The following is a 15,837-nucleotide window of genomic DNA, read 5'->3' on the forward strand; positions in this document are numbered from 1 at the left end:
GAATAAAGAGACCGTATGGCCGATACCCAAGAAGAGATCATCATCATCGAAGAGGGGGAAACCCAGAGCGAAGGGTCCCCGAACGAGCCCAAGCCGGGTGAGACATCCGACGAAGCTGCCGCCCGCAAGAAGAAACGGATCGTTATCGGTGCCGCCGCTTTGCTCCTTGCCCTCGCCGGAGGGGGCGGGTACGTCCTGTTCTCTTCTCATGAAGCTCCGGCGGCTTCGGGTAAAACGGCCATCAACGAAGCGCATGCAACCCCCAAAGAAGAGATCATCGAGCCCAGCGAACTGGAAAAAATGATCGACAAGGCCAATACCCTCTACGCCAACGGTGAAACCGCCGAAGCCCTCAAGCTCTACCAGAAAATCGCCCTCTATTCCGAAGCGATCTCCCAATACAACCTGGGGGTCATCCAGCTCAAAGAAGGAAAATATTCCCAGGCGCTCGACAACTTCAAACGTTCCATCGCCAGCAGCGAGAACCGCTGCGTCAGCGCGATCAACGCGGCGGTCTGTTCGCTTCATCTCAAACGGGAAAAAGATTTCAATTACTATATCGACCTGGCACTGGCCTATCTGCCCCAGGAGACCAATTCACCGCTCTATTCGTATTACTATACCTTGATCCATTATTACAAAGGGCATTATCCCGAAGCACTCAGCGCACTCAAGCACCCTACATCCGAAGAGTACCTCACAACCCAGAACAAACTGCGCGCAAAAATCAGCGCCCTCTACGGCAACTACCCCAATGCGATCCAGGCACTCGAAAATCCCCTGCAGGAAGAGGACTCGTTTTCGCTCGGCCTTCTTTATGCCAACACGGGCGATCTTCGAAACGCCAAAAAATATCTCTCCGACGCAATGATGCAAAACCCCGAACCTATACAAGAAAGCCTCGCCCTGGCCTTTGTCAACCTGAAAATGGGACTGCAGGAAGAGGCGGCCGGTCTGATCCGCAAAACGACCCAGGCCTATCCCGACAAGGTTTATACCCCCTACCCCATCCGGGTTTTCCTCAAACCGTCGCTGTTCGAGCCCGATGCGGCACAAAGCATCTACCGGAGCCAGAAGCACGGGGCAAAATCCAAAAACTTCCAGACGGTTTTTTATTTCGCCCCCTACAAGATTTTCAATGCCTCTCAGGCCGTCAACTATATTCAAAAAGGGAACGCCAGTATCTACGTCGACAACATGGAAGGGGCAAAATCCTACCTTGAAAACAGTACCCGGCTTTCGATCATCGACCACGGTATCGCCCTGGCCATCCAAAAAGCACTCGACTTTCGGATCCGCGACGCCAACGCGCAGTTCAATGCCCTACTCAAAAACAATCCGAAACATTCGATCCTCCATTACAACCTCGGGTTGACGTATGCCCAAATGGGCGATTTTCCGAAGGCATACGAGCATTTTCTCCGCTCCTATCATCTCGATGCCGACAACTATCTTTCGGGAATCTTTGCGCTTATGAGTTCCGACCTGATCGGACGCCATAACGCCAAACTCTCCTCCATTCTCAAAGAAAACCTCTCGAAAGAACCCGCAACCGAAGAGTTCGAACTTTACCGGACGGTTCTCGAAATCGCGCAGAACAACTTTCCCGGAGCGTCGAAATGGCTCGACAACCGCTATAAGGAACGTCCGTTCTATGTCGGGCTAAAAACCCTTATTGCTCTTGAAAACGCGGATGATGACGAGGCGAAGAAATCTTCCGAAAAACTGATAAAAATGCAGCCTGCGGACATGCTGCCCCACCTGCTTTACATCGACGCCCATTTCAAACGCCAAAAACCCAAAGCATTCGCCTCGTCGGCAATCAATTATCTCAAAACCAAAAACCTCCGCTACGACGATCTTTATTACGGTCCCCAGATCACCCGTGACCGCGCCGTGACGATGAGCGTAATGACAGGTCAGCTTGCTCCGATGATCGAACGGCTCAAACGGCAATTGCAGACCACGGGAGGCAATACGGTCGACATCACCGGCGCGCTCGCGCAGGCCTATCTGTTCAACCGCCAGTTTGAAGAATCCTACGCGCTCTACAACCAGCTCGTCGACACCCATAAAATCAAAGACGGACAAACCCTGTTTCTGGGCGCGTGCGCTTCCATCGGAGCCGAACACTACGAAAACGCGATCGCGCTGCTTGAACTCTCCAAGCTGACCAATCCCGCCTTTGCCGAGACGCGCTACGCGCTTGGACTGCTCTATCTCCAGGCACAGAACAACGCCGCCGGAGCGGGACAGCTCAGCCGGCTAGGGAATAACGGGTTCGTTTCGCGCTATTTCGATTTCGCAATCGATACCGACAAATTAGCGAACGAACCGCATAAATATCACGCTCTGTGAACAAATCGGCGGATAAGGTAAAACGAGGCTCTTAAGGGGCCGTAAACGAGGTACAAAGCGGCAACAAGCGCCATTCCCTCGATCGGATAAATGAAAATCCCCATGGCGAGGACGATCACTCCGACAAGAAAACGGAGGAAATGGAACGATTTGAAGTTGATTTTTTTGAAGCTCGGATAACGGATATTACTGACCATCAATACCGCAAGCACCATTCCCAGAGGCAACATGAGAAATTTCACTTCAGCGTATTGGGGATAACGTTCCAGCAGCAACACGGCGATCGCGATCATGATTGCGGCGGTCGGAATGGGCAAGCCGATAAATACACTGGGCTCTATTCGCGAGGTCGTAACGTTAAACCGCGCCAGTCGCACCGCTCCGAAAATGATAAAAAGGGCACTGGCGACGATGCCGATACGCCCGTATTCTTCCCCCACGTACAGGTACATCAAAAACGCCGGCGCGACCCCGAACGCGACGATATCGGCCAGAGAATCGAACTCTACCCCGAAATGGCTTGCCGTATTGGTCATACGGGCGACGCGACCGTCAAGGCCGTCGAAGATAAGTGCCAGGAAAATAAACCATGCCGAAGCTAAAAACGATCCCTCCAGCGCCAGGGCGATCGCGTAAAAACCGGTAAAAATCGACGCGGCGGTAAAAAAGTTGGGGAGAAGATAGGCGATCGGAGGGGGAGGGTCTTTGCGGATCATTTTCCGGCCTTACAAGCGATCGGCTCAGGCAGCGCCGAAGTAGCCGATAACACTTTCACCCGCGCGGAGGCTGTTCCCCGCATTGACCGAAAGACGGACATTGTCCGGGAAATACAGCACGCTGCGCCCCTTGGCCAGGAATCCGTAACGCGCACCCTCTTTGAATCTCTGACCCACTTCGGCGTCGACGCCGATGGGGAAACAGTTCTGTTCGCTGATGTGTTCTACGTACATTTCGTTCCCCTTAGACGAACGAAAGGACAGCACCGCTTTTTCGTTCAGGGTGTCGGCCAACGGATTATACAACGGCAACGAAGCCCCACGGCGAATTTTGTACCCTTCGACCGTCGCGTCGAACGGAGAACGGAGAACCGAAACGTCCCAGAGGGAATTGAGCACCGTCATTTTGACCATTTTCCGCTCCTCCACATTCACCTCTTCCACCGAAAGTACTACGCCGTCGACGCTACTGATGATCGCGTCGGGTTCGTACGCTGCGGTGTTGCGCTCCGGATTGCGGAAAATCGCCAGCAGTGCCAGCAGCAACGCGCCGAAGACAAACTGGAACAGATGAAGCCCCGTCATCGTAAAAAAGAGGAACAGTGCACCCACCACCGCCGCGATCAGCCAACCGCGTTTGGAGAGGATAAAGGTATCGTTTTGAATGTTCATGCAGTGCCCCTTCTTTGGTTGTGGTTATTCGGAAATCGTCGTTTCGCCCACGTGCTCTTTACGCGGTTCAAGCTTGGTTTCGATGCCGTTTTCGATTTCGAACGCCTCGATGATTTCGCGCACCTGGTCTCCGGTAATGTTCTCTTTTTCATAAAGCAGTTCGACGATTTTTTCGATCGCGCCGCGATACTCTTCGAGTCGTGCCTTGACGGCATTGTAGCGCTCGGTGAGCGAATTTTTGATGAACGCATCCATCTCTTCGGCCATTTTATCGCTGTATTCGCGCGACTGGGTCATCCCGCCGCCGAGGAAACTGCTGCGCTGTTTTTCAAGGACCATCAGACCGGCGACATCGCTCATACCGTACATCTGCACCATCGCTTTGATGATGTCGGTAGTGCGTTCGAGGTCGTTCGCCGCTCCGGTACTGATTTCGCCGATGAAAACCTCTTCCGCCGCGCGGCCGCCGAGCAATACGTCCACTTCGGCCCACAATTCGTGCCGCTGCATCAGGTATTTATTCTCTTCGGGGGTATTGAGCGTGTAGCCCAGTGCCGCCAAACCGCGCGGAACGATCGAGACTTTGGAGACTTTTTTGGCTCCCTTCGTCGTCTCGGCCAGCAACGCGTGGCCGCTTTCGTGATAGGCGACGATCTTTTTCTCTTTTTCGTCGATACGGCGGCTTTTTTTCGAAAGCCCGGCGATAGCCCGTTCTACCGCTTCGCGCAAATCGGCCTGCGTGACGGTTTTCTGATTTTTACGTCCGGCGAGAAGCGCCGCTTCGTTGACGATGTTCGCCAAATCGGCCCCCGCCAGCCCCGCAGTCAGGCGGGCGATCTCCTCGATGTCGACATCGAGGTCTTTTTTGATCCCTTTGACATGGACGTTCAGGATATCGATACGTCCCTGGAAATCGGGCTTATCGACGAGGACCTGGCGGTCAAAACGCCCCGGCCGCAACAACGCGGGATCGAGAATCTCCGGGCGGTTGGTAGCGGCCAGGATGATGATCGGGGTATCGGTACCGAACCCGTCCATCTCCGCCAGCAACTGGTTTAGGGTTTGTTCGCGCTCGTCGTTCCCCCCCATCATACCGCCTGCCGCACGGCTCTTACCGATGGCGTCGATTTCGTCGATGAAAATGATCGATGGGGCGTCTTTTTTCGCCTGCTCGAACAGATCGCGGACCCGTGCGGCACCGACCCCGACGAACATTTCGATAAAGCTTGAGCCCGATACCGAGAAAAACGGAACGTCCGCCTCCCCCGCTACCGCTTTGGCAAGCAAGGTTTTACCCGTACCGGGGCTACCGACGAGGAGAACCCCTTTGGGGATCTTGGCTCCCAGTTCGACGTAACGGTCGGGGTAACGAAGAAAATCGACGATTTCAAGCACCTCTTCTTTGGCTTCCTGCGCACCGGCCACATCGTCGAACTTGGTTTTCGGTTTTTCGGAATTGATGAGCCGTTTAGAGGTCCCCATCCCGAGGATTCCGCCCCCCATGTTCCGTTGCATGCGTCCCGCGAAGAACATCCAGATCGCAATGATGATCAGAAACGGGAAGAGCCATCCGAACATTTCGGTAAACCAGTTGCTCTCCGAAAAGCCGTTGTAGTTGATCCCCTGTTTGTCCAGGAGTGCGATGAGAGTCGGATCGTTGCCCACCAGGCGGGTCGTGTAAGCCACTTTGCCGTTTCCGTCGTTTCCGATGGCGCGAATGTAGGTCTGTCCGATCGATACCTTTTCGACCTCTTTGTTTTCGATGAGGCGTTTGAGATCGGCGTAACTGATCTCCTGCGTTCTCGTAACGTTCTGGCCCGAAATTTTTCCCGCCAGCTCGTTCTCGTCTCCGATGAATGCTTTGAACAGCATGATGATGACGATCGAGAAGATGGCAAACGTAATCAGCGGATTCTTGTTGAAAAAATTGCCGTTTTTATCCGGATTCGGATTCGACTCGTTTTGGCTCATAATTATCCATTTCCTTTTTGGGTCATCACGAGGGTTACCCATTCGTTCTCGACGATGCGTTCGGTCAGTTCCATCGCCTTGTATGCGCGCAGCACTTTATCTTCATATTTATCCATGATACCTGAGAGGATCAGCACCCCTCCTTCTTCTAACCGTTTTTTCAGGTCCGAGGCGATGAAAACCAGGACATCCGCGACGATGTTGGCGATTATGACATTATAACGCTCGGTGCTATCCTGCACCGGGCCTTCCCAGATACGACGGTATCCGAGGCCGTTTTGGGCGGCATTGGCGATCGCGTTTTCGACCGAAAGGGGATCGGTATCGCACGCATCGACAACCGCCCCTTTGCGAAGTGCCGCCATTGCCAATATCCCGCTGCCGCACCCGACGTCCATGACGGTGTCCCCCGAGCGGACGTACTTGGCTACCGCACGCAGGCATGACGCGGTGGTCGGATGATGCCCGGTGCCGAACGCAAGGGCGGGATCGATGGCAATATTGAGCATCCCCTCTTTGGGTTCTTCCCAGGTGGGATGGATATAGAAAGGATCGATTTCGACGGGAGTGACCGCCTCTTGGTAGCGAGCAATCCAATCGTCGTTTTTTTCTTTGGTGAGGGCAAGTTCCACGTCGATTACCTCGCCGGTCGCCCGCTGAAGCGCTTCGGCGAATTGCTCGATCCCCCAACTGACCGTTTCGAGGTTTTCTTCGCTACGGATGATGAATCCTTCCTCGGTCTCTTCGAAACCGACGGGAAGAAGATCGATCAGAAAATCGCTGAAGAGCTCAAGGTGAGATGATGGTTTGACCACCAGCATGTAATAGAAATCTTGCATCAACCCTCAGTACCGAGAACGGCGGCAAGCTTCTCTTTCAGGACCTGCGGAGTGAACGGTTTGACAATATAGTTGTTTACTCCGGCTTTCAGGGCCGTGATAACTTCGGCTTTTCCCCCCTCGGTCGTGACCATAATGATCGGCAGATCGGTAAAACGGGCATCGGCACGCACTTTTTTGACCAGCTCGAGGCCGTTCATTTCGGGCATGTTCCAGTCCGTGATCAGCATCCCCATGTCGGGATTTTCATTCAACGCATTCCATCCCTGCACACCGTCTTCACCTTCCAAAACGTCCTCGTAGCCGAGCCGCGAAAGGGTATTCTTAATAATACGGCGCATTGTCGAACTGTCATCTACTACCAATAATTTCAATGTACGTCCTTTTGTCGATTCAAAATTTTTGCGGATTTAATACCCAATGATAACGCATCCATCTTTGCGGGAAGTTTAAAAAAAGCGTTTGAGGTCGATTGTCCCCTCATAAAACGCTTTTCCGACGATCACCCCTTCGATTTCGCCCGTCGCGCGGAGCGCTTCGATGTCCGATTCGTCGCGGACACCGCCGCTGGCGATCGTAGCCACTCCCGATGCACGTGCAATCTCAAGGGTAAAATCGACATTTACGCCCGAAAGTGTACCGTCACGGCCGACATCGGTGCAAATGATCGCTTCGACCCCCGCATCGGCAAACGCCCGTGCGAGGTCGGTCGCTTTCATGGAACTCACTTCGCCCCACCCTTCGACGGCTACGTACCCGTCTACGGCGTCGATTCCGACGGCGATCGGGTATTTCGCGGCCATAGCCTTCACAAAATCGGGGTCCTTGACGGCGATAGACCCAAGAATCAGGCGGTCGATCCCCAGTTCGAGGTAGCGTTTGATCGTCGCTTCGTCACGGATTCCTCCGCCGAGTTCAAGTTTAACGTTGCAGTTCTGGCGGATCAGCCGGATCTGCTCGAGATTTTTCGGCTCTCCGGCAAACGCGCCGTTGAGATCGACGAGATGGACCCATTCGGCCCCCATTTCTTCGAACGTTTTGACGAGTTCCCATGGGGTGTCGGAATAAATTTTGGCGCTTTCCATAGCCCCTTTCGTCAAACGGACGGCTTTGCCGTCTTTAAGGTCGATCGCGGGAAAAATAGTCATACTGGTCTGTCCTTGTCAGAGGTTGATAAAGTTTTCGAGAATGCTCAATCCGTTCCGGTGGCTTTTCTCGGGGTGAGGCTGAATTCCCATGACGTTTTCGTGGGCTACTGCACTCGTAAAGCGGTACCCGTAAACGCTCTCACCGATGCTGTCGGCATCGTTTTGGCAGAGGGCGTGGTAGGAGTGGACGAAATAGAGGTAATGGGCTTCGTCCAGTCCTTCGAACAGCGGGTGCTTTTTGGTGAACATACGGTTCCACCCCATGTGCGGAACTTTCAGCGGAGTGTGGAAACGGCTCGTATCGAACGCGACGACCCGCCCGCGGATGAGGCCGAGTCCTTCGTTGATTCCGAACTCTTCACTCGATTCGAACAACAGCTGCATCCCAAGACAGATTCCGAGCAAATGCTTGCCGCTGCGGGTGTATTCTTTGACCGCTTCGTCCATTCCACGGGTTTTGAGGTGTTCCATCGCGTCGGCGAATGCCCCGACTCCCGGCAAAATCACCTTGTCGTACGACGAAAGCTTTTCGGGGTCCGATTCGACGACTACCCGTTCACCCAGCAGGTCAAACGCATTTTTGACGCTGGCAAGGTTTCCCATATTGTAATCGACGATCGCAATCACATTTTCTCCTTTTGATGGGTGAAACGGATATATACCGCCAGTCCGACCAGCAGCATCGATACACCGCCGATGATGTAAATCGCATTAACCAGCATCTCCGGGGCCGTCATCGCGAATTTGAAGACGAGCATCAGCGCCTCGATCGAGAGAGCGATAATGATCGATCCCAGAAAACGGACCATCGTTTTGTGGATATCCGATGAGGGGTCGTGTTTGGGACGTCCGAGGACCTCTTCTTCAAATATCGTTTTGACCAGATCGAACGTTGCCAGCGACAGGGTTAGAAGGATCGTCGCTTCAAAGATGTCCTTGATCTCGATCCGCTCATAGTGTCCGAAACCGTACGAAAGGAAGCTTTCGATCCCCTTGACGAACAGCAGCAGCGCGACGAAGGTCAGCGCCACCGAAAACATCGCGTAGACGATCCGGAAAAATTTCCCCGCATATGTCTCCGCCGCGAGGGGATGGGCGATCCGCAGCACTTCGGCCAGCGGCATGTCCAGGCACGCGACATAGACGATCTCTCCGTGTTCGTCGAAAATCGGCTGCGACGCCGTTACCGTCAGTTCGTCGTTGAGCAACGACGGATAGGGATCGGTAATGGTACAGCGCCGCTCGTGCATCGCCCGGTAGTAGTAGGCCCGCGTCGACCGGCTGGCACCCGCATCCTCTTCCTTTTTCCCCTCTTTGAGATAGGTCGGGCCGACCTGGTTTCCCTTGGCATCGAGCAGATAGGCCGCTTCGAGCCCTTTGAGGTCGCCCCGGATTTTCAGCAGCCGGGCGGTAACCGCTTCGACCGACACCGAGGGGAGATGGTTGGGGAGGTTTTTATGAAACAGATAGCAAAAATAGGCTCGTGCTTTCGGGCGGACTTCCGCGTATTGCTGTATATCCTGTACGACCATCCCTTTCTCCTTTTGGCGGGCGATTATTGATGGGGATTGTAGCTTAGTTGCGCTATAGTTACGCTTATGAAGAGTCCCTGTCCCAAAATTGCGATTGTCCGGCTGAGCGCACTGGGCGATATCGTCAATACCGCCGTCGTATTGCAGATCATCAAAGCGCGTTATCCGGGTGCGCTGATCGACTGGTTTGTCGAAGAGGCATTCGCGCCGCTACTGGAAGGCCATCCGCTTCTGAATGAAACCGTGGCCGTCCCGATCAAACGGATCAAAAAAAACCGGGATTTCGGGTTGCTGCTGCACACCCTCCGCGATCTTAAAAGACGTGCGCCCTACGACCGGATCATCGATGCTCAGGGATTGCTGAAATCGGCTTTTGTCGCTTCGCTGCTCAAAGGCCCGGTCCACGGCTTCGACCGCCTCAGCGCCCGGGAATCGGCGGCGGCATGGTTTTACGACACCGCTTCGTCCATCCCCTACGACGAAAACGTCGTCCGTCGAAACGTCCGGGTTGTCACCGAAGCGCTCGGCATCCCCTTTTCCGAAGCCCAGATCCAAGAAAAAACGCCCCTCTTTCAACCGGGTCCGAAACCAGTTCTTTCCCCCTCCGACCGCCCCGCGGTCGCCTGTGTCATCGGCGCGTCGTGGCCCAGCAAATGTTATCCCAAAGAGCTGTTTGCAAAGGTGTGTTCGGGACTTGAGGGGATGACATGCCACCTCATCTGGGGAAGCGAAACGGAGCGCAGCGATGCCGAATGGATCGCCCGCCATGCCCCCAACGCCCTCATCGCACCGAAAATGTCGCTCAAAGAGCTGACCGGTTTTATCGCGCAGTGCGATCTGACGATCGGCAACGATACCGGACCGACCCACATGGCGTGGGCGATGAACAGAGCCTCAATCACATTGTTCGGGCCGACAAACGAACGGATGATCTATCCCACTGCGATGAACGTCGCGATACAGTCATCCTCAAATGTCAACATTCTCAAAATCGACCGCAACGATTTCTCGATCCGTGAAATCGATCCTGACCTTATCGTACAAAAAGCCAAGGAACTGTTATGACCCGTTTTCGCCTTTTTTTACTGCTGGAGCGTTTGCTGATGACACTCCCCAGATCATGGCGCAAGGCTTTTTTCCTTTTCCTCGCATGGCTGGCCCATCGGCTGGCCCCTTCCCGCAACCGGGTCATTGCCCAAAACCTCGCCTTTGCCTTCGGCGGAACGCTCCCTGAAGCGGAAACAGAGCGAATCGAGCGCTATTGCTATCGGAACCTTCTGCTGAATTTTCTGCAGGTGATGGAAAACCGCCGCAACCGGATCGAAGATTTCCACAAAGCGGTCTGTTTCGAAAACCGCGAAGCGGTGGATGCCCTACTCGCGCAGGGACGTCCGATCGTTTTCATTTCCGCCCATTTCGGCAACTGGGAACTGGGAGCGACCGCCCTTTCCAAACTCATCGTACCCACCACGTCCATTTACAAAAGTTTTGACCGTCCCGAGTTCAATCCCTACCTGCTCGAAGCGCGCACCCGCCACGGGATGGAGATGATCGAAAAAGAAGGGGCCCTCAAACACCTCGCGCGAACGCTCAAAAACGGCGGGTGCGTATCGCTGATGATCGATCAGGCCAGCAACGCGCGCCACGGCGTCGCCGTCGATTTTTTCGGCCACGCCACCTACCACTCCTCGACACCGGCGAGCCTTTCATCCAAATACAAGGCACCTATCGTCCCGCTTTATATCCTGACCGAAGACGACGAACACTACACCATCCGGTTTGAAGATCCGATCGAAGTCGCAGGCGACGATCCCGAAACCATTGTACGCGCGACGCAGATGCTGGTGACGACGCTCGAGCGGATCATCCGAGCGCATCCAAAATTCTGGTTCTGGTGTCACAAACGGTGGAAAGGGGAGTTTCCGGAGATCTACCGGAAATAAGAGAAGGCCCGGCTTTTAGGCCGGATAAGCGGCTTTCAGCGCCGTATAAAGTTCATCGGGGGTCATGTCTGGATTGGCTTCCCAAGAGCGTTTCATTACGCTGTTGTCCTCTTCGCCGTTCCAAACCTTGATGTAATGCCCCTCTTTATAGCCGTGGTCCTGACGGAACTGGTTGAGGATGTTTTTCCCGACGTAGAGGCGGTAGAGGGTATCGAGGTTAAGTCCTCCCATGGCCGCCAGACGGAAAAAATCGTCGCTCATTCGCTCCAGATCGCCGTCAATCGCGGGTTGAAGCGCGTGGCGCATCAAAATCTCGATTTTCAGCATCAGGGCTTCGTCCGAATCGTATTGCCCTTCCTGCGCCGCACAAAGTTCGGCGTATCCTTTCGTTTCGGCCATCCATTGGGCCATCTGGGCGAAGCTTTCCCCTTCGCGGTAAATACCGTCTTCGAGAACGAGGCTCATGATGAAGTGCCACACATCGACGATTTCAATCTGCAGGTTCGCATAATCGGTCGGTTGCGCGATGCTTTTCCAGTGTTTCCATCCGAACGAATCGATCATCTCGGCACATTCCATGTAGACGCAACGGCGCCAGTTGATCCGCTTTCCGTCTTTCGTCACCCCTTTTTCCCACCCTTTGCCGTTCGTCGAGTCGTTGAGGCGTTGTTGGAGTTCGAGCATACAAAGTAATTTATTCATAGCGTTCCTTTAAAAAGTTTCTAATTATACGGTAAACTTTCGATCATGCAAAAGATCAACTGTCACCGCTGCGCCTATTATTTCGTAACGTGGGAAGCGCACCAGCCGCACGGCTGCAAAGCCTACGGCTTCAAGTCCAAATTTCTCCCTTCGCAGGTGGTCCTCAGCTCCAGCGGCAAACCCTGTACCTATTTCACCCCGAAGGGGAACGTTTCCAACTGATTTTTTTCCCGAAGCCTAGGGTGTTATCGGTCATTTTGAGCTCATAGAGCTCGATACGCCACAATGTAGGGTGCATCGCCCGGGCGTACGGAAACCGCCCGAAATAAAGACGGCGGGCCTCCTCGTCCGACGCGCGGAGCATTCGCCCGACAAACTGGATTCCCCGTATTTTCCCGACCGTTTTGGTCTCCAGCGCCACCGTTCCGCCCACCGAAGGGTTACGCAGAACATTACTGATATGTTCGGTCGTTTCGTCCGATGCCACAATGAACGAAACACTCACCGGATCGTAGGCGTAAAACGCCGAAAAGCACCACAGCCTCTCTCCCGACGTCGCCAGGGAAAGCAGATGGTGTTGGGCGATAAAGGCGTCGATTTTAGCGCGTTCCATCGATCGCCCTCCCCATGCTCTCGAGCGCTTCCTCCAAAACGCTCCGCGGAACGGCGAAATTGAGCCGCATAAATCCGCTCCCTTCTTTACCGAATCCCAGCCCGGGGCTCAACCCCAATCTGGCCTCACGGACGAAAAAGTCGCGCAGTTCGCGATCCCCCATTCCCAAAGTACGGCAATCAAGCCATGCCAGATAGGTCCCCTCGGGCTTGCGGTACCCGATTGCGTTCTGAGACGATGCCCATGAGGCAATCGTCTCGACATTGCCCGCAAGATGATCCATCAGTCCCGCATACCACGCATCGCCCCGCGCGTAAGCGGCCTCAAACGCGACGTGGGACAAAAGAGCCCCTTCCCCCCAATGAAGACGCTTGCGTTCGGCATCGTAACGTTCACGCAACTCCTCCGAGGGGATACAGACGGTCGAAATCAAAAATCCCGCCATATTGAACGTTTTTCCAGGTCCGATCAGCATGACGGTATTCTCACGAAGCGCGTCTGAAAGCGACGCCGTCGGAAGGTGACGGTTCGGGGCGTAAACGAGGTCACAGTGGATTTCGTCGCTCACGATCCGGATCCCCCGGTCCAGACAAAACGCTCCGAGCGCTTCGAGCTCCTGCCGCGACCAGACCCGCCCCAGCGGATTGTGAGGGGAGCACAGCAACAGCAGCTTCGTTCGGGAGGTGACCTGGGATGCAAGGAGGTCGAGATCGAAGCGGTATACCCCCTCCGCATCACGACGGAGGGGATGGACAATCAAGGTTCGGCGGTTATGTTTCACCGTCGCGTAAAAGGGAGGATAAACGGGGTCCATCACGATCACCTCGTCCCCTTCCTCACTCAGTGCGCGGATCGCGCACCCAAGCGACGCGACGACCGAGGGGGAATAGCTGAGCCATTGGCGCTTCATGATTAACGCATGGTGACGTGCAAACCATCCGATCTGGGCTTCGTACGCGGCATCGGGCATGATTTCGTATCCCATTACCGGATGGTTCAAGCGCTTTTTTACCGCCTCCAAAACATATTCCGGGGTCGCGATATCCATATCGGCCACCCACATCGGCCGTACCTCATCGGTACCGAACAAATGGGTACGAAGGGCGTATTTTTCGGCATTGGTGCCGCTGCGGTCGATCAGGACGTTATAGGGGTTTATTTCCATACGTTCAGATATCCCTCTACCGTCTCTGTGCCGCGGGTGTAGGCAAAGCGGCGCGCGTCGCGGCGCACCGCGGCATTTGTGAGGGCAATCACCGATCCGCCCGCCTTAAGCCGTTCGCGCATCGCTTCGGCGATCGTTTCGACATCGGAAACCGGCTCGTAGACCGCGTTGACGACAATGCACCCATACCCTTGCAGATGGGGTTTGAGATTACGCATATCGGCCTGATAAAATTCCACTTTCTCCGCTGCAAGCGGAAGATCGAGCGATGCGAGTACCACTTCGCGAACCGACGTTCCAAACCGGTAGCGGATCGTCCCTTCCCGCAACAGTTCGACCCCCGGTGAGATGAAGCGGGCGGAACGGTCAACGCCGACGACCGTATCGAAATACCTGGAGAGCTCAAGGCTCAGCCGCCCCGCTTTGCACCCCAGTTCAAGAACGTTACCGCCATTCGAAAACGGTGCAATCGCCTCGGCTGCGGCAACGGCGAAACCGTTCCCCTCCCCGTACCCAGTTTCACACAACCCCGCAACTTCGGGATCCTCGATGACCGCTGCGCGCTCACGCTCCTCAACCCGGCCTCCGCGAACATACCGGAACCCCGCATGCTGATAAAAATGGCGACGGAACGCATACCGCGAAAAGCTCACGATCTCGTTCCCCGTCGAGATCCACGAACCCCCTTTGATCAGGTTGTGCTTGGTATCGAACGTCGGGGTCGAGAAATCATCATACCACGGATGGGGGGCAAATCCTTCAAACCCCTCTATCGGCGTCTGCGTCCACTGCCAGACATTGCCCAGAACATCGTACACTTCCCCCTGTGCGAACGTATCGACGGGAACCGACGAAGCGTAATGGGCGCAATTGATATTCGCGCGCGTATCATCGTATACCTGCTCTTCCATCCCGCTTTCACGCATCATCAGGTACCACTCCGCCTCGCCGGGAAGACGATACCCGTACCCGTCGCGATCGCTTTTCCAGCGGCAAAAAGCCTGCGCTTCAAGTGCATTGACTTCAACCGGCCAGTCCATGGGAAGATCGATTTCCGCACACAGGGTCCGGAAACGGTATCCTCCCGATACGGGAATCCAAAACGGCGGACACTTAGCGCCCCGCAGAGCGAGGAACTTCTCCCCCTCCGCATCCCACCATCGTCCGTCGGTGTATCCGCCGTCCTCGACGAACGCCAAAAATTCGCCGTTGCTGACAAGGTATTTAGAGGCTTCGAACCCTTCAAGCGTATACTCACGGGTACCGTATTCGTTGTCCCAGCCGTAAAGCCCCTGATCGCTGTTCCCTTTTCCCAGCGTGATACTCCCCCCCGCGAAGGGAACCATCGCATTTTCGGGTGCTTCGCCGCTACGCGGGCAGGCGGGAAACGCAGCGAGAGGACGGATGTAGGCAAGCGGCATCTGCCGATGCAGAACGCTGGAAGTTTCAATGTGAATCCGTTCGTGCTCGATCCCCATCCAGATCGCCCAGAAAGGATCTTCCTGGACGATCGGCAACCTCATGGGAAGGGTCATGATCAATTCCCCGACCAGCGTACGGACGGCACGGCGGTAATCACGGACTTCCGAAACTTCGGGCCACGCGAACCGGCTGCTCTGCTCGTCCCACACCATTTCATCGACACCGACGGCAAAAAGCGACTCGAAGCGCGGATTGATCCGTTCGTTCAATGCCCCGGCGGCCACCAGTTTGTTGACGTAAAACACCGCCGTATGACCGAAATAGAAAATCATCGGATGGCGTGTGGGCTCGGACTGCCGATAAAACACGTCGTCCGAAGCGAGAAGTTCGAACAGCGATTCGAACAGATCGTAGCTCTGGTAAAAATAATCTCTGAGTTCACGGCGTTTGGCGTCGACGTCCGTCCCGTCCAAACGTACCGATCTCATCTGTCTTTGCACTCAAAGTCCTTTGGATATCTTGCGAAACGATATGCATAAAATTCGGATTAGAAAATAGATTTCGGATAGTATAATGGGAGAATGCTAAAAGAGAGGAAAAATGGTCGGAGCGACCTGACTCGAACAGGCGACCTCTACCACCCCAAGGTAGTGCGCTAGCCAAACTGCGCTACGCCCCGACGTAAAAAAGTGGAATGGAAGGATAATCGAAATTTGATTAATCCCACCTAAAAGTTAATCGGGTTATACTCGTTTG

16 protein-coding genes and 1 tRNA gene are annotated in these 15,837 nt (G+C 54.7%); 4 read left to right on the forward strand and 13 right to left on the reverse strand.

All coding sequences use genetic code 11. The features are described from left to right. Positions 1 to 15: 15 nt before the first annotated feature. Complete coding sequence (locus tag E0765_RS02335; protein WP_132811606.1) at positions 16 to 2,358, forward strand: tetratricopeptide repeat protein; 2,343 nt, start codon at positions 16 to 18, stop codon at positions 2,356 to 2,358. On the opposite strand, the gene pssA is transcribed toward E0765_RS02335, so the two are convergent. The 8 genes from pssA to E0765_RS02375 all read right to left on the reverse strand — a co-directional run bounded on the left by pssA (position 2,346) and on the right by E0765_RS02375 (position 9,236). Next, positions 2,346 to 3,074: a CDP-diacylglycerol--serine O-phosphatidyltransferase gene (pssA, locus tag E0765_RS02340; protein WP_132811607.1), complete on the reverse strand. Its 729-nt coding sequence runs from the start codon at positions 3,072 to 3,074 to the stop codon at positions 2,346 to 2,348. The genes E0765_RS02335 and pssA overlap by 13 nt on opposite strands. A 24-nt stretch (positions 3,075 to 3,098) precedes the next feature. Further along, a complete protein-coding gene (locus E0765_RS02345) occupies positions 3,099 to 3,746 on the reverse strand; it encodes a phosphatidylserine decarboxylase (RefSeq protein WP_132811608.1) in 648 nt (215 codons plus the stop codon). Between the two features lie 24 nt (positions 3,747 to 3,770). Then, positions 3,771 to 5,717 carry an ATP-dependent zinc metalloprotease FtsH gene (ftsH, locus tag E0765_RS02350; RefSeq protein WP_132811609.1) on the reverse strand — a complete coding sequence of 649 codons (1,947 nt, stop codon included), beginning with the start codon at positions 5,715 to 5,717 and terminating at the stop codon, positions 3,771 to 3,773. A 2-nt stretch (positions 5,718 to 5,719) separates the two neighbouring features. After that, entirely contained in the window at positions 5,720 to 6,556 is an 837-nt protein-coding gene (locus tag E0765_RS02355) for a 50S ribosomal protein L11 methyltransferase (protein ID WP_132811610.1), read from the reverse strand. Next, positions 6,556 to 6,930 carry a chemotaxis response regulator CheY gene (locus E0765_RS02360; protein ID WP_132811611.1) on the reverse strand — a complete coding sequence of 125 codons (375 nt, stop codon included), beginning with the start codon at positions 6,928 to 6,930 and terminating at the stop codon, positions 6,556 to 6,558. Before E0765_RS02360 ends, E0765_RS02355 begins: the two co-directional genes overlap by 1 nt. A gap of 75 nt (positions 6,931 to 7,005) precedes the next feature. Then, positions 7,006 to 7,704, reverse strand: coding sequence for a 1-(5-phosphoribosyl)-5-[(5-phosphoribosylamino)methylideneamino]imidazole-4-carboxamide isomerase (gene hisA, locus E0765_RS02365; protein ID WP_132811612.1), 699 nt, complete (start codon positions 7,702 to 7,704; stop codon positions 7,006 to 7,008). 15 nt (positions 7,705 to 7,719) lie between these two features. Further along, positions 7,720 to 8,331: an imidazole glycerol phosphate synthase subunit HisH gene (gene hisH, locus E0765_RS02370; protein WP_132811613.1), complete on the reverse strand. Its 612-nt coding sequence runs from the start codon at positions 8,329 to 8,331 to the stop codon at positions 7,720 to 7,722. Then, positions 8,328 to 9,236 (reverse strand): PDC sensor domain-containing protein, encoded by a 909-nt coding sequence (locus E0765_RS02375; protein ID WP_132811614.1) that lies wholly within the window; start codon positions 9,234 to 9,236, stop codon positions 8,328 to 8,330. The genes hisH and E0765_RS02375 overlap by 4 nt, the downstream gene beginning before the upstream one ends. A 66-nt stretch (positions 9,237 to 9,302) precedes the next feature. Between E0765_RS02375 and waaC the strand changes: the two genes are divergently transcribed. After that, positions 9,303 to 10,301, forward strand: coding sequence for a lipopolysaccharide heptosyltransferase I (gene waaC / locus E0765_RS02380; RefSeq protein WP_132811615.1), 999 nt, complete (start codon positions 9,303 to 9,305; stop codon positions 10,299 to 10,301). Further along, complete coding sequence (locus E0765_RS02385; RefSeq protein ID WP_132811616.1) at positions 10,298 to 11,179, forward strand: lipid A biosynthesis lauroyl acyltransferase; 882 nt, start codon at positions 10,298 to 10,300, stop codon at positions 11,177 to 11,179. The genes waaC and E0765_RS02385 overlap by 4 nt, the downstream gene beginning before the upstream one ends. Before the next feature lie 15 nt (positions 11,180 to 11,194). On the opposite strand, the gene E0765_RS02390 is transcribed toward E0765_RS02385, so the two are convergent. Beyond that, positions 11,195 to 11,881 carry a dUTP diphosphatase gene (locus E0765_RS02390; protein ID WP_132811617.1) on the reverse strand — a complete coding sequence of 229 codons (687 nt, stop codon included), beginning with the start codon at positions 11,879 to 11,881 and terminating at the stop codon, positions 11,195 to 11,197. A gap of 45 nt (positions 11,882 to 11,926) precedes the next feature. On the opposite strand from E0765_RS02390, the gene E0765_RS02395 reads away from it, so the two are divergent. Then, entirely contained in the window at positions 11,927 to 12,103 is a 177-nt protein-coding gene (locus E0765_RS02395; protein WP_132811618.1) for a uracil-DNA glycosylase, read from the forward strand. On the opposite strand, the gene E0765_RS02400 is transcribed toward E0765_RS02395, so the two are convergent. From E0765_RS02400 to E0765_RS02415, 4 genes are all read right to left on the reverse strand, one after another. Beyond that, positions 12,075 to 12,494: a pyridoxamine 5'-phosphate oxidase family protein gene (locus tag E0765_RS02400; RefSeq protein WP_132811619.1), complete on the reverse strand. Its 420-nt coding sequence runs from the start codon at positions 12,492 to 12,494 to the stop codon at positions 12,075 to 12,077. The two genes, E0765_RS02395 and E0765_RS02400, sit on opposite strands and share 29 nt — an antisense overlap. After that, the gene (locus E0765_RS02405; protein ID WP_132811620.1) at positions 12,481 to 13,659 is read right to left on the reverse strand and encodes a PatB family C-S lyase; all 1,179 of its coding nucleotides are present in this window, start codon (positions 13,657 to 13,659) and stop codon (positions 12,481 to 12,483) included. Before E0765_RS02405 ends, E0765_RS02400 begins: the two co-directional genes overlap by 14 nt. Next, positions 13,650 to 15,581 carry a 5-histidylcysteine sulfoxide synthase gene (gene ovoA, locus E0765_RS02410; protein WP_132811621.1) on the reverse strand — a complete coding sequence of 644 codons (1,932 nt, stop codon included), beginning with the start codon at positions 15,579 to 15,581 and terminating at the stop codon, positions 13,650 to 13,652. Before ovoA ends, E0765_RS02405 begins: the two co-directional genes overlap by 10 nt. Positions 15,582 to 15,682: 101 nt before the next feature. Beyond that, positions 15,683 to 15,760: transfer RNA gene (locus E0765_RS02415), tRNA-Pro, on the reverse strand. Between the last annotated feature and the right edge of the window lie 77 nt (positions 15,761 to 15,837).

Source organism: Sulfuricurvum sp. IAE1, from assembly GCF_004347735.1.
Taxonomy (GTDB): domain Bacteria; phylum Campylobacterota; class Campylobacteria; order Campylobacterales; family Sulfurimonadaceae; genus Sulfuricurvum.